This window comes from Amycolatopsis thailandensis (assembly GCF_002234405.1).
Lineage (GTDB): Bacteria > Actinomycetota > Actinomycetes > Mycobacteriales > Pseudonocardiaceae > Amycolatopsis > Amycolatopsis thailandensis.
Genome location: NZ_NMQT01000189.1, coordinates 1 through 13,886, shown reverse-complemented (window position 1 = coordinate 13,886; position 13,886 = coordinate 1). Strand labels below are relative to the sequence as shown.

At 69.2% G+C, this 13,886-nt stretch carries 11 protein-coding genes; 4 read left to right on the top strand and 7 right to left on the bottom strand.

Annotated elements, in window-relative coordinates:
* Positions 1 to 45: 45 nt before the first annotated feature.
* From CFP71_RS40425 to CFP71_RS40410, 4 genes are all read right to left on the bottom strand, one after another.
* Entirely contained in the window at positions 46 to 303 is a 258-nt protein-coding gene (locus CFP71_RS40425) for a hypothetical protein (RefSeq protein WP_093939173.1), read from the bottom strand.
* Between the two features lie 17 nt (positions 304 to 320).
* Positions 321 to 1,211 carry an AurF N-oxygenase family protein gene (locus tag CFP71_RS40420; RefSeq protein ID WP_093939172.1) on the bottom strand — a complete coding sequence of 297 codons (891 nt, stop codon included), beginning with the start codon at positions 1,209 to 1,211 and terminating at the stop codon, positions 321 to 323.
* On the bottom strand, positions 1,208 to 1,816 hold the full coding sequence (locus CFP71_RS40415; protein WP_093939171.1) for a TetR/AcrR family transcriptional regulator: 609 nt from the start codon (positions 1,814 to 1,816) through the stop codon (positions 1,208 to 1,210). The genes CFP71_RS40420 and CFP71_RS40415 overlap by 4 nt, the downstream gene beginning before the upstream one ends.
* A gap of 116 nt (positions 1,817 to 1,932) precedes the next feature.
* Positions 1,933 to 5,517 carry a CARDB domain-containing protein gene (locus tag CFP71_RS40410; RefSeq protein ID WP_093939170.1) on the bottom strand — a complete coding sequence of 1,195 codons (3,585 nt, stop codon included), beginning with the start codon at positions 5,515 to 5,517 and terminating at the stop codon, positions 1,933 to 1,935.
* 258 nt (positions 5,518 to 5,775) lie between these two features.
* On the opposite strand from CFP71_RS40410, the gene CFP71_RS40405 reads away from it, so the two are divergent.
* Both CFP71_RS40405 and CFP71_RS40400 read left to right on the top strand, forming a co-directional pair.
* Positions 5,776 to 7,662, top strand: a complete 1,887-nt coding sequence (locus tag CFP71_RS40405; protein WP_093939169.1) for an elongation factor G — start codon at positions 5,776 to 5,778, stop codon at positions 7,660 to 7,662.
* A 73-nt stretch (positions 7,663 to 7,735) separates the two neighbouring features.
* Positions 7,736 to 8,479, top strand: a complete 744-nt coding sequence (locus CFP71_RS40400; protein WP_093939168.1) for a GAF and ANTAR domain-containing protein — start codon at positions 7,736 to 7,738, stop codon at positions 8,477 to 8,479.
* Here the strand turns inward: CFP71_RS40400 and CFP71_RS40395 are convergent.
* Together CFP71_RS40395 and CFP71_RS40390 are read right to left on the bottom strand one after the other, a co-directional pair.
* Positions 8,476 to 9,615, bottom strand: coding sequence for a Gfo/Idh/MocA family protein (locus CFP71_RS40395; RefSeq protein WP_093939167.1), 1,140 nt, complete (start codon positions 9,613 to 9,615; stop codon positions 8,476 to 8,478). The two genes, CFP71_RS40400 and CFP71_RS40395, sit on opposite strands and share 4 nt — an antisense overlap.
* A gap of 151 nt (positions 9,616 to 9,766) precedes the next feature.
* On the bottom strand, positions 9,767 to 10,129 hold the full coding sequence (locus CFP71_RS40390) for a MerR family transcriptional regulator (RefSeq protein ID WP_093939166.1): 363 nt from the start codon (positions 10,127 to 10,129) through the stop codon (positions 9,767 to 9,769).
* Between the two features lie 64 nt (positions 10,130 to 10,193).
* On the opposite strand from CFP71_RS40390, the gene CFP71_RS40385 reads away from it, so the two are divergent.
* Positions 10,194 to 11,420, top strand: coding sequence for an MFS transporter (locus CFP71_RS40385; protein ID WP_093939165.1), 1,227 nt, complete (start codon positions 10,194 to 10,196; stop codon positions 11,418 to 11,420).
* Here CFP71_RS40385 and CFP71_RS40380 read toward each other — a convergent pair.
* Entirely contained in the window at positions 11,341 to 12,237 is an 897-nt protein-coding gene (locus CFP71_RS40380; RefSeq protein WP_093939164.1) for a LysR family transcriptional regulator, read from the bottom strand. The two genes, CFP71_RS40385 and CFP71_RS40380, sit on opposite strands and share 80 nt — an antisense overlap.
* 86 nt (positions 12,238 to 12,323) lie before the next feature.
* On the opposite strand from CFP71_RS40380, the gene CFP71_RS40375 reads away from it, so the two are divergent.
* A complete protein-coding gene (locus CFP71_RS40375; RefSeq protein WP_093939163.1) occupies positions 12,324 to 13,652 on the top strand; it encodes an aspartate aminotransferase family protein in 1,329 nt (442 codons plus the stop codon).
* The last annotated feature ends 234 nt before the right edge of the window (positions 13,653 to 13,886 follow it).

The following is a 13,886-nucleotide window of genomic DNA, read 5'->3' as shown; positions in this document are numbered from 1 at the left end:
GCCTGCCGATCCACGCCGGCGGGCGGCCCGCCCTCGTTCCACTTCCTAACGACGAGTGAGAACTCGCTTCGCCAGCCAACCCGCGTAGACGGCCAGCCCCGCGACACCGGCCTTCCGCGTGGGGCCGGCCGCGATCGCCAGGCCGATGGCGAGTTCGGTGGCGCCGTTGCGGTAGGTCCAGTTGCGGACGTCGTCGGCGAAGGCCATCTTCGTCACGGGTTCGAAGGCGGCGGGGGCGGCGAAGTGGGCGAGACCGGTCGCGGCGATGCCGAGGCCGAGGACCTTGCCGGTGCGTGCGGACATGGAGTTGCCTTCCTTGTTCAGTCGAGGACGCCGGCGCGGCGCCAGAGCCGTCGGCTCGGACCTCCGATGAGGCCGATCTCGGTGAAGTATTCGACGGCCTTGGCCGCCCACGACGCCTTGGTGCGGCGCCAGTGCGGGTTCGCGTCGGCGACTTGGCGGGCTTCGCGGGGGTCGAGGCCGACAGAGGTGTATGCCTTGGGGTGCAACAGTTCCGACGTCGCGACGTACGCCATCCCGGCGATCGCCCAGCGGATCAGCTCGCGGCCGACCCGGCCGTGCCGGGCCCAGGCGCGGCCCAGCTCGTCCTTGGCGAAGCTGATGTGCCGGGCTTCTTCGATGACGTGGATGCGGGAGATCATCCGGATCATCGGCTGCAGGCTTTCGTCGCGCATCATCTCGCGCTGCATGCCGTCGGCGAGCTCTTCGACGTAGATGGCTCCGGCGAACAGCAGCGCGGGGCCGCAGACCGCGCCGAACACCTTGCCCGCGCGATGCGCCGAGCGGCTCGGGCGCCGGACGACGCCGCCGCTCTTCGCGATCGATCGGGCGAACATGGTGCTGTGACGGCATTCGTCGGCGATCTCGGTGAGCGCGTACTGGGCGTTGTGCGTCGTCGGATCGCTGTTGTACACGTGGCGCACGAGGCCCTGCATCAGGATCAGCTCGAACCAGATGCCCGACGCCGCCGCGGCCGCCGCTTCCTGACGGCTCAGCTCACCGCGCTGGTCTTCGTCGAGCCGGTCCCACAACTCGGTGCCGTACAGGGAACAGCGTTCCGGCGCCTTGCCGTAGGCGCCGTCGACCAGCGGTGCCAGCCAGTCGACGTCGACGTCGGGGTCGTAGGAAAGCCGTGCGGAGGAGCGCTGCAGGCGCTCGGCGACGCGTTCGCTTTCGGTGTTCGCGGTCATGACGACCTCCCAGGATCGGAGCTTCCCAGCGCGCGCAGGGTGAAGGTGACCAGGTTCGGGATCGTGTCCGGGCCGCCGTTCCCGGCCAGGGGGCCGACGAGCGTTTCCGCACCGGCGCCGACCAGCGCCGCGGCGGTCGCTTCCGCGTCCTGCGGCGGCAGCAATCCCCTGGTGACGCCATCCGCGATGGCCTTGGCGATGACCTCGCGGAACGCCCGGCGGAACACCAGCCGCTCGGCCTCGACCACGGCGTCGACCGGTTCGGCCAGCAAGGCGTACGCCAGTCTCGGCGCCTTCAGGGCCCGGCCGGCGAAGGTTTCGATCACCGCGACCACGCGCTCGCGGACGTCACCCTGCGCCGCGGCCGCCTCGACGCTGGCGATCTCACGGGAGACGACCTCGCGGAAAACCTCGACGATCAGGTCGGCCTTAGACGGGAACTGCCGGTACACGCTGCCGGTGCCGACGCCCGCCCGCGCGGCGACCGCGGCCATGGAGCAGCCCGCGTAGCCGGTCTCGGCCAGCAGCGCGACGGCCGCGGCCAGGATCTCGCCTCGCTGCGAGTCCAGTCTGGCCTGCGTCTTCTCGGTACGTCGGTACGGCACGGAAGGAGTGAAGCACGGATTCCGCACTTCAGCAACGGGTTGCTCGCGGAAGTCCGTGAAGGCCTCCTTGAGGGACCCTGGGTCCCTCAAGGAGGCCTTCACGGACTTGCCTACGCTCAGTTGCGGGTGAGGGTGAAGGTGCTCGTCGTGTTCCGGATGTCCTGGGCGTTGTCGCTCAGCGTGAGCCCGGTGAACGTCGCCGAGCCGACGGCCGGGCCCTGACCCGGCTCCGGCAGCTCGTTGACCCAGATCCCGATGCCCGACTTCGCGTCGAACTCGTCACCGCTGCGGTGCGCGCCGGTGATCGACACGTTCGTGAGCATCGTGTCCTCGACCGGGTTTTCCGGACGGCCGCCGGTGTACTTGGTCTGGAACATGATGCCACTGTAGGTCGGGCTCTGGATGTCCACATCGGACACCCGGATACCCCGGAACTCCTTGGAGGCGGAGAACATCCACAACGCGGGGAACGTCTGCTGCCCCCAGAAGTGACCGCCGGTGCGGACCAGCGAGACGTTCTGGACGGTCGTCGGCTGCGGGCCGAACCCGAGGAACGGGTACCCGAAGTCGAGCGAGCTGACCGTGATCCCCGAGTACGTCAGCGTGTCCGCGATGTACAGGTTCCGGAAGGTGTTGCCGTACCCGCCATAGATCGCCAGCCCGGCCGCACGCCACGGCAGCAGTACGGTCAGGTTCTCGAACACGTTGTCGTACTGGTTGCCCTGGTTGAGATCCGTGGCGGCGAACAGCGCGAAACTGTCGTCGCCGGTCGAGCGGGCCTCGTTGTTGGTGACCCGGTTCCCCGTGCTGCCGTTGGTGAAGTTGACGCCGTCGGCGAACGTGTCGCGGATCCGCGAGTTCTTCACCGTGGTGTTGTCCACATTGGTCGCCCAGAGCAGGCACATCTGGTGCTCCACCCAGATGTCGTCGATGGTCATGTTCGAGACGTTCGTGAAGTCGAAGACCTTCCCCGGCCCGTCGTTGCGGGAGGTGTAGTTCCCGAACACGGCGAACCCGCCGAACGTCGAGCCGCTCGCGCTCGCCTGCGCGTCGAAGCCGATGTCGGTGTTCTCCTGCCCTGCGGGCGCGGTGAACTTCGTGAACCACGGCCCGGCGCCGAGCACGGTGACCGGCTTGCCGTACACGGTGACCTTGTTCGTCATCGGGTACTGCCCCGGCGGCAGGAAGACGCCGGTGAGGTTCGGGTCCTGGCGGACCTTGTCCAGCGCGGCCTGCACGTCCTGCTGCGTGAACCCGGCCGGGACGGCGTAGCGCGCCGGATCGGGGTTCGCGGTCGCGGTGGCCAGCTCGAAGTTCACGAAGTCGATCGCGTAGTTCAGGCCGTTGCCCGAGTCCTTCTGCAGCTTGATCTTGTGCCCGGCGGGCACGGTGGTGCCGAGCAGCATGCTCGCCTCGTCGTAGACATGGCGGGCCGGACCGGCGCCCGGTGAGTTCTGCGGCGAGGCTTCGGGGCCGTAGAGCCAGGCGTGACGCGAAGTCAGATCGATGGCCTTGAGGAACGTGCCGTCGACGTAGACGTTCAGTGTCGAGTTCTGCCCGCCACCGCCCGCGGCGTCCGGCATCGAGAACCGGGTCACCAGGGTGTTCGTCGCCGCGCGGGTGGTGAATTCGACCGAAGAGCCGGTCGAGTTCAGTGTGACGGCCTTGCGGCCCGACGCCTCGCCCGCGAGATCACCGATCCTCCGGTTCGGCCCGATCACGGACGCGCCGCCCGCGACCACGCCGTCCTCGGCCTCGTACAGGTCGTAGGGCATGTTCGCGCCGCGGCCGACGAACAACGCTTGTGTGCTCGTGTTGTTGGCCTGCTTGGCCGGCAGTTCGTTGGTGTCGTTCGCGACGACCGTCTTCACCGTGTAGCGGCCGTTCCCGGCGGTCCAGGTGCCGGCGTTCACCGGCGGCGCGGTGGCCCCGGCGGCGATCGTGCCGGTGTACGCGCCGTTGAGCGTCTTGACGACGGCGCCGTTCTGATCGGTGATCGTCACCGTGACGCCGTGGGCGCCGCCCGCCGAAGTGACCGTGCCCTGATTGCGCACCGTCGCGGAGAAGGTCACCGTGTCACCCGCCGTCGGGTTGTTCGGCGACCACGCGGTGGCCACGACCAGGTCGGAGCTGGCCACCGGGCTTACGACGAGCGCCGTCGCACCGGTGTAGGAGTTGTTGCCCTCGTCCTGCTCGATGACGGCGTTGGCTTCGTCGACTTTCGCGGTGATCTGGTGGCTGCCCGCCTCCCGGGCGCCGATGTTCGCCGACACGGTCGCCGACGCTCCGGCCGCGAGCGCGCCGACCTGGGCGGTACCTGCCTTCGTCGTGCCCAGGTAGAGGTTCACGTTCGTCGCGCCCGAGGCCGCGCTCCCGGCGTTGCGGACGGTCGCCGACACGGTGATCGCGTCGGTCTCCACCGGATTCCGCGGCGACCAGGACACACCCGAGACCGTCAGGTCGGGGTTCGGCGCGGGGACGCCGAAGACCTGGAACTCCGCGGCCTGACCGCCGGGGGCACCGGAATTGGCGGTGATCCGCAGGCGGACGTCGGCGGCGCGGCCGCTGACCGGGATCGTCACGGTGTTGCCGCTCGAAGGAGTGAAGGTGTACGTCTTCGCGGGCGCCAGCGTGGTGAACGCCATCGCGCCCTGGTCACGTCCTTCGACGGCGATCGTCTGCGTCCGCTGTCCCCAGGCCGGATCCGGATTGAGCTTGATCACGACCCGGTCAAGTTCGGCGTCGGATCCGAGCGCCACGGTCAGCAGGTCCGGGTACGCCGCGCCTTCCCAATAGGTGGTCACGGAATCGTCGTTCGCGTTGGCCGCGACGTAGGTGTGCTGGACCGAAGACGCCGTGATCTGCTTGCCCAGCGCGAGATTCGTCCCGGCCTGGGTCCCTGTCCGGGTCACCGTGCCACTGCTCGGTGATTGATTGCCGGCCGCGTCGCGGGCACGCACGGAGTAGGCGACGGTCGCGCTTTCGGGCTGGTCGTCGGTGTAGGTCAGGACGTCCCCGGCGACGCTTCCGCGAAGCTGCCCGTTGGCGTAGACGTCATAGCCCGCGACGCCGGTGTTGTCGGTCGACGCCGACCAGGTGAGCCGGACCTTCCCGCTCGACGGTTCGGTGTAGGCGAGGTTCTTCGGCGCGGACGGCGGCTGCGTGTCCCCGCCCGCCGGGCCGTGCACCTCGAACTCCGAGAGCTGAGCGGCGGGCCAGCCGGTGTTGGCGGTGATGTTCAGCCGCACGAAACGGGTGTTCCCGGTGACGTCGAGGGCGACCGTGTTGCCGGTCGCCGGATCGAACCGGTAGCCGGCCGACGGTACGAGGTCGCTGAAGCTCGTACCGTTCGCGCTGCCCTGCACCGAGAACGTCTGGGTGCGGGCTTCCCAGCCGGAAGGCAGTTCGAGCACGAGCCGGGCGATGTTCGTGGCCGCGCCGAGATCGGCCTGGACCCACTGCGGGAACTGGTTGTTCGCGCTTTCCCAGTAGGTGGCCTGGTCGCCGTCCCCGACGTTGGACACGGCGTAACCGGCCAGCTGACTGCCGGCGGTGTACGTCGCGTCGGCGGCTTCGACGGCGGCGGCGGTCACGGAAGCGGCTGGGGCAGGGGTCTCGCTCGCAGCGATGGCGGGCGGGGCCAGAAGGAGGGACAGGGCGGCGTACGTCATCGCGCGCGAAAGAAGGCGCTTCGTTCTCATGACATTCCTCTGCTCCGGTGCGGGGGACTGAGCGGGATCTTCCTGACTCTTGTCATGTTCTTGCGCTGAAATGTCCAAGAATTACAGCCCATGGCGCGCGTCAAGTCAACGCCCGGCCTTAAATCGCGTGACCGGCCGGAAACCCGCTGCTAACGTCCGGCGGTCCAGGTGCTTCCCGAGAGAAGGAGAACGGCGTGCGCCGAGCTGTCGAGTTCCCCAGTCGTACGGACCTTTCGACAGCCCTGGAGCCGTTCATCCATGACGTACCTGAACATCGGGATCCTCGCCCATGTCGACGCCGGTAAGACGAGCCTGACGGAGCGCCTGCTCCATCACACCGGTGCCATCGGCACCCTCGGCCGCGTCGACGCCGGGGACACCCGCACCGACACGATGGAGCTGGAACGCCGTCGAGGCATCACCATCCGCTCGGCTGTCGTGTCCTTCCGCATCGGCGACCTGCGCGTCAACCTGATCGACACCCCGGGCCACCCGGACTTCATCGCCGAGGTCGAGCGCGCGCTGCGGGTGCTCGACGGTGTCGTCCTCGTCGTTTCCGCCGTCGAGGGGGTGCAGGCGCAGACCCGCGTGCTCATGCGCGCGCTCGCGCGGCTGCGGATCCCCGTGCTGATCTTCGCCAACAAGATCGACAGGGCGGGCGCCCGCGACGACGACCTGCTCGCGGATCTCACCGAACGCCTCGGTGCCGTGTGCGTGCCGATGTCGGAAGTCGACGGCCTCGGCACGGCGGACGCGAAAGTCCGCCCGCGCGTGGTCTCGCCGTCACCCGGATTGGCCGAACACCTCGCCGAGCACAGCGACGCCTTCCTCACCGCGTACCTCGAAGACACGGTGACACCCGAGGACTATCGGGCCGAGGTCGTCCGCCAGACCCGGCTCGGCGTCGTCTCACCCGTCTTCTTCGGCTCCGCGCGCAGCGGCGAGGGGATCGGCGACCTGACCTCCGGCATGCGCGAATTCCTTTCCGGAGCGGGAAAATCCGCGCCGGACGACCGTCTGCGTGCCTCGGTGTTCAAGATCGAACGCGGCCGCGGGCACGAGAAGATCGCTTACCTCCGCGTGTTCTCCGGCGGGATCGGCGCGCGGGATCACGTCGAGTTCCACCGCCGTGGCCCGGGCGGGACGATCACGGCGGAGGCGAAAGTGAGCGCGGTGCGCGTCTTCGAACTCGGTGACGACACCGTCGAGGGCCGCGCGCGGGCCGGGCAGATCGCCAAGGTCACCGGGCTCAAGGAGATCCGGATCGGCGACCGCGTCGGTGTCCCCGACACCGAGGGCGCCGTCACCCAGTTTCCGCCGCCCGCCTTGGAAACCGTGGTCACCCCCGCCCGGCCCGCGGAAACGGCGTCCGTGTTCGCGGCCCTGCAGGAACTGGCGGAACAGGATCCGCTGATCACCGTCCGGCAGGACGACGAGACCCGGCGGATCTCGGTGCGGCTCTACGGCGAGGTCCAGAAGGAGATCATCGCGGAAACCCTGTCCGCGCAACACGGTCTCGACGTCGGGTTCAGCCTCACCCGGCCGGTCTGCGTCGAACGACCGACCGGCACCGGGGCCTCGGTCTGGCTCATCACGGAGAAGCGGAATCCGCACTTCGCGACGCTCGGGCTGCGGGTCGGTCCCGGCACGCGGGGCTCCGGGCTGACCTTCGGCCTCGACGTCGAACTCGGTTCCCTCCCACTCGCCTTCCACAAGGCCATCGAGGAGACCGTGGACGCGACGCTGCGGCGGGGCCCGTCCGGACGTGAGGTGATCGACTGCGTGGTGACCGTCACCCACACCGGCTACTTCAGCCCGGTCAGCGCGGCGGGCGACTTCCGCAAGGTCACCCCGCTCGTGCTGGCGGAAGCGCTGCGGGAAGCCGGGACAGAGGTGCTCGAACCGGTCAGCCACATCGAGGTGGAACTGCCGGCCGACGCGGTGACCGCGACGCTCTCCAAGCTGGTCGAATGCGGTGGAACCGTCAGCGGCTCCGTGGCGCGCGGCGACCGGGCCGAGCTGACGGGCGCCCTGCCCACGGGCGAGGTCACCCGGTTCGAGCGGCAACTGCCCGGGCTCACTCACGGTGAAGGCTTGATGACCGCCGAGCCGGCCGGGTACCAGCCGGTTGGTCCGAATCGGTGAATGCCCCGCCAGCCGGAACGAGTACGTTTTGGGGAGGCGGTCCCGACCGGGACGGCCGTGGGAAAGGGACACGATGGATCAGTTTCGCGACACCGCGTCGGCGTTGCGTGAGCTCACGGAGTCGATGCGGCTCGACGAGCCCCGCGACGAGTTGCTGGAACGGGTGGCGAAGAAGGTAGTCGGGCTGCTGCCCGGCGCGGACGCGGCCACGGTCACGTTGTACTCCGACAACGAGCCGAGCACCGTCGCCGCCACCGACGAGTCCCTGCTTCCCTTGGACAAGGCGCAATACAGCGCGGACGAGGGGCCCTGTCTGAAGGCCGCCGAGAGCGGGACGATCGTCCGGACCCGGCTGGATGTCGACGCGGCCGATCGCTGGCCGGAGTTCGCGGCCTCCGCCGAACAACTCGGCGTGCGGACCGCGCTGGCCTGTCCCCTGTTCGTCCCCGGCGACTCCCAGTTCAAGCGGCGTGATTCCGAGCCGCTGTCCGGCGCGCTCAACGTCTGGAGCTTCCAGGCGAACGCCTTCGACCCGGTCGAGGCGGCCCTCGTCGCGATGTTCACCTCGGCCATCTCGGCGATAATCCTGACCGCGTCCCGCTGGGCCGCCGCCGAACGGCAGGCGGAGACCCTGGTCGCCGCGTTGGAGACCAGGGACGCCATCGCCACCGCGAAGGGAATCGTGATGGCGCGTCTGGAGCTGAACGCCGAGGAAGCCTTCCGCTGGCTCACCGAGGCGTCGCAGCACACGAACCGCAAGATCCGGGAGATCTCGGTGCTGATCGCCGAGGACCCGGGAACGGTTTTCGGCCGCTAGCCCAGCGAGATCCGGCGGTTCTCGCGTGAGGACTCGAGGCCGGCTTCCGCGAGCCGGATGCCCCGCACCCCTGCCATGAAGTCGTAGGGGTGCGGCGCGTCGTCGACGACGTGGCGGATGAACTGCTCCCACTGCGCCCGGAAACCGTTGCCGAAGTCCTCGTTGTCCGGCACTTCCTGCCACTGCGCGCGATAGGAGCGCGTCTCGGCCAGATCCGGGTTCCACACCGGCTTCGGCGTGGCCTCTCGCGGCTGGATGACGCATTTGTGCAGGCCCGCGACCGCGCTGCCGCGCGTACCGTCCACCTGGAACTCCACCAGTTCGTCGCGGTGGACCCGCACGCACCAGGACGAGTTGAGCTGGGCGATGACCCCGCCTTCGAGCTCGAAGATCGCGTACGCGGAGTCGTCGGCCGTGGCGGCGTACCGCTCGCCCTTCTCGTCGACGCGCTCCGGGATGTGCGTGACGGCCTTCGCGGTCACGGCGTTGACGGCGCCGAAGAGGTTCTCCAGCACGTAGTTCCAGTGACAGAACATGTCGACGACGATGCCGCCGCCGTCTTCCGCGCGGTAGTTCCAGCTGGGGCGCTGCGCGGCCTGCCAGTCGCCCTCGAAGACCCAGTACCCGAACTCGCCGCGCACGGAGAGGATCCGGCCGAAGAAGCCGCTGTCGATCAGCCGCTTCAGCTTGAGCAGACCGGGCAGGTACAGCTTGTCGTGGACGACGCCGTTCTTGACCCCGGCGGCCTCCGCGTGCCGTGCCAGCGCGAGCGCGCCTTCGACCGACTCCGCGACCGGCTTCTCGGTGTAGATGTGCTTGCCCGCGTCGATGGCGCGGATGATCGACTTCTCCCGCACGGCGGTCAGCTGCGCGTCGAAGTAGAGCGGGAGGTCGTCGTCGCCGAGGGCGGCGTCGAGGTCGGTGGTCCAGCGGGTCAGCCCGTGCCGCGTGGCGATCTCTTCGAGCTTGTCCGCGTTGCGCCCCACCAGGACCGGCTCCAGCTGGACCCGCGATCCGTCGGACAGTTCGACCCCGCCCGCCTCCCTGATCGCCAGGACCGAGCGCACCAGGTGCTGCCGATAGCCCATCCGCCCGGTGACGCCGTTCATCACGACGCCGAGTTTCCGCGTGGTCATCCGTTCTCCTTTGAAAGCGCTTTCCTGACCACATCCTGAAAGCGCTTTCTCGTACTGTCAAGACCGGAGGCGGCTGAAGGGGACTTTCCCCACATGAGACGCGGCGAAGGGAGCTTTCACCCCGTCGGATGCGGGGAAAGTCCCCTTCAGCTCAACGGCGGGCGCGGACGGCGTCGAGGTACTCGGTGATGGCGTCCCGGTTGCGGAGCAGGCATTCGGCGCGCCTGGTCATGCGGTCGCGCTCGGCCTCCAGGGTTTCGAGCATCTCCCTGGTCGCGTCCGGGAAGTAGATCTGCCGGGGTTTGTCCAGGCACGGCAGGATCTGTTTGATGATCCGGGTCGGCAGCCCGGCGTCGAGCAGGCCGCGGACCTGGATCACCCTGTCGACCGACGGCTCGTCGTAGTCGCGGTAGCCGTTGGCCTGCCGTTGCGAGATGATGAGCCCCTGCTCCTCGTAGTACCGCAGCAGACGGCGTGACGTCCCCGTCCGCTCCGACAGCTCCCCGATCCGCATGTGCGCCACCTCACCCCGGCCGACTTGACCTTCACATCTATGTGATGGTTCGAGCATACGGATCATGACTCCGAAACTCCCCCTCGGCGCGCTGCTCGCGCTGACCACGGCGGCGTTCGTCACCGTCCTTACCGAAGCGCTGCCCGCGGGCGTCCTACCAGCGATGAGCGCCGGTCTCGGCGTCGGCGAAGCGGCGACGGGCCAGCTGGTGACGGTGTACGCGATCGGCACCGCCCTCACCGCGATCCCCCTGTCCGCCGCGACGGCGGGCTGGCGCCGCAAACGCTTGCTCCTGGCCGGGGTGGCCGGTTTCGCCGTCGCCAACACGGTCACGGCGCTGTCCACGAGCTACCCGTTGACCCTCGGCGCGCGATTCGTCGCCGGGATCGCGGCCGGCGTGGTCTGGGCGCTGTTGACCGGGTACGCCCGGCGGCTGGCGCCGGAACCGGTACAGGGCAAGGCGATCGCCATCGTGATGACCGGTATCCCGCTGGCGCTCTCGCTCGGCATCCCCGCCGGGACCTTCCTGGGCGGTGTCTTCGGCTGGCAAGCGACGTTCGCGATCATGTCGGTGCTCGCGCTCGGCCTGCTCGGCTGGATCGCGCTGGCCGTCCCCGACTTTCCCGGGCAGGCCAAGGGCGGCAGGCTGCCGGTGCGCAAGACCCTCGCCGTGCCCGGCGTGGCCGCGGTCTTGTTCGTGACGCTGACCTTCGTCCTGGCGCACAACATCCTCTACACCTACATCGCCACCTTCCTCGAACACGTGTCGATGGGCGGCTCCGTCGACCGGATCCTGCTGGTGTTCGGGGTGGCGTCGATGGTCAGCATCTGGTTCGTCGGCGTGCTCATCGACCGGCGGCTGCGCGCGCTGACCGTTGCGGGCACCCTTCTCGTGGCGCTCGGGGCGACGCTCTTGGCTCTGCTGGGCGAAAATCCGGCGCTGGTCTACGTCGCGGTGACGCTGTGGGGGCTCGGCTGGGGCGGCGTCCCGACGCTGCTTCAGACCGCCGCCGCGCAGGCGGGCGACAAGGGCGGCGCGGCGGACATCGCGCAGGCCATGCTGGTCACCCTGTGGAACGCGGCGATGGCGGGCGGCGGGATCGCCGGCGGTGTCCTCCTCGACGGCTTCGGCGCCGAGGCGTTCCCCTGGAGTGTCCTGGTGTTGCTCGTGCCGACGCTGGCCGTGGTGCTGGTGGCGCGGCGGCACGGGTTCACAACGGCAGTTCGGGATGACTCCGGATCGCTTCGAGCACCAGGTCGACAGCGGCGCGAGGCGCGGACCCGCGCCTGATCGCGGCGGTGATGGAGCGGTCGACCGGCGTCGCGAGCTCGCGGGTGGCGACGCGGTAGCGCCTGTCGACGGCGAGGCCGGGCAGGAGCGCGATCGCGAGCCCGGCCTCGACGTGCTGCAAGGTCATCATGTAGTTGCTGAACCGCGCGACCACACGCGGCTCGAAGCCCGCTTCGCGGCAGAGCCTGGTCGCGAGGTTCGCCATGTACGACTGCGGGATGTCGAACGCCCAAGGCTCGCTCGCGTAGGCGGCGAGGTCGGCGGGGCCACGGCCGGCGGCCGGATGACCGGGCGGGACGACGAGCACGATCGGGTCGGTCGCGAGCGGCACCAGGTCGATGTCCGGCCCCAAGGGCTGTTCGACGAAGTCCGTGGTGGTGACGATGACGTCGGCGTCGCCGACCCGGAGCGCGGCCATGCTCACGTGCGGTTCGAGTTCGAGCAGTTCGATGTCCAGCTGCGGATGCGAACGGGCCAGCCGGGTCACCGCGGGGACGGCGATGGTGTGGATCGCGCTCTGGAACGCGCCGAGCCGGACGAGCCCCGCCGGCTCCTCGCCGAGACCGCGCAACTCGGCCTCGACGGTGTCCATGTGGTCGAGGATCGCCCGCGCGCGGCGGGCCAGCATCAGCCCGGCCGGGGTCAGCCGGACGCGGCGGCCGGTGCGTTCCAGCAGCTGCGTGCGGGTCTCGGCTTCGAGGACCGCGAGCTGCTGGGACACGCTCGACGCGCTCAGGTTGGCCGCCTTCGCGACCGCACGGACGGTGCCGAGCGTGTCCAGCCTGCTCAGCAGGCTGAGCCTCCAAGGATTGAGCATGACGCCATTGTTGTACGGATCAGCCGAACAGCACAGCCGGAATTGTGAGATGGACGTGTCGCTCGACTCCGTTTTACCGTCGGGACATGGCTGCTCCGACCACCGACCTGTCCACCGCCGACCGTTTCTGGGCCGACGCCGACCGGCACCTCGTGCGCTACGCCGGGGCCGGCGACTTCACCCGCGAGATCATCGACCACGCCGCCGGGAGCTATCTGTTCACCGAGTCCGGGCGGCGGATCCTCGACTTCACCTCCGGGCAGATGAGCGCGATCCTCGGGCATTCACATCCCGAGATCGTCGAGACCGTCCGGCGCCAGATCGGCTCACTCGACCACCTGTTCAGCGGGATGCTGAGCCGTCCCGTCGTCGACCTCGCCCGGCGGCTGGCCGAGACTTTGCCGTCACCGCTGGAAAAGGCGTTGCTGCTGACCACCGGGGCCGAGTCGAACGAGGCCGCCATCCGGATGGCGAAACTGGTGACGGGGAAGCACGAGATCGTGTCGTTCGCCCGTTCGTGGCACGGGATGACGCAAGCGGCGGCGAACGCGACCTACAGCGCGGGCCGCAAGGGCTACGGCCCGACCGCGCCGGGCAACTTCGCCATCCCCGCGCCGAATTCCTACCGCCCGGACTTCCTGACGCCGGAAGGGGAACTGGACTGGCGTCGTCAGCTGGACTTCGGGTTCGAGATGATCGACGCCCAGTCCGTCGGCAGCCTCGCGGCCTGCATCGTCGAGCCGATCCTCAGCTCCGGCGGGATCATCGAGCCGCCGGTGGGCTACTTCGCCGCCCTGCGGGAGAAGTGCCGCGAACGCGGGATGCTGCTGATCCTCGACGAGGCGCAGACCGGCTTGTGCCGCACGGGAAACTGGTACGCCTTCGAACGCGACGGCGTCGTCCCCGACATCCTGACGCTGTCCAAGACGCTCGGCGCCGGACTCCCGCTGGCGGCGGTGATCACGAGCGCGGAGATCGAGCAGGAGGCGCACGATCGCGGCTATCTGTTCTTCACCACGCACGTCGCGGACCCGTTGGTGGCGGCGGTCGGGAACACCGTGCTCGACGTCCTCACGCGAGACCGCCTCGACGAACGCGCGACCGGACTGGGCGCCTTCCTCCGCCGCGGCCTCGACGAGATCGCCGGCCGTCATCCCGTCGTCGGCGACATCCGCGGCCGGGGCCTGCTGGTCGGCGTGGAACTCGTCGCGGACCGCGCCACGAAACAGAGCACGGACGAGCTGGGCGCGCGAGTCACGCGACGCTGTCTCGAACTGGGGCTGCACATGAACATCGTGCAGTTGCCGGGGATGGGCGGGGTCTTCCGGATCGCCCCGCCGCTGACGGCTACCGAGGACGAACTGGCGGAAGGGCTGGCGGTGCTGGATCAGGCGATCGGGGACGCCGGTAAGTGAGTGATCCGGGTCGTTCTGGTGAAGGGCAGGCGAAGGTTTCGTACTCGCTCGCCCGGCTTCGGCTGTTGCGAAAGCCACTTTCGCAGCCTTCAACGTTGCGAAAACGGCTTTCGCAACGCGCCCGCCGGGCCGGCACGTCCTTTGAGGCGTCGGTGCAGGTGGTCGTGAGTGGCGTTTCGGGTTATTGAGAGGTATGGCAAAGGCGTCCTGTCGGGTACCAAGTCCGTGAAGGCC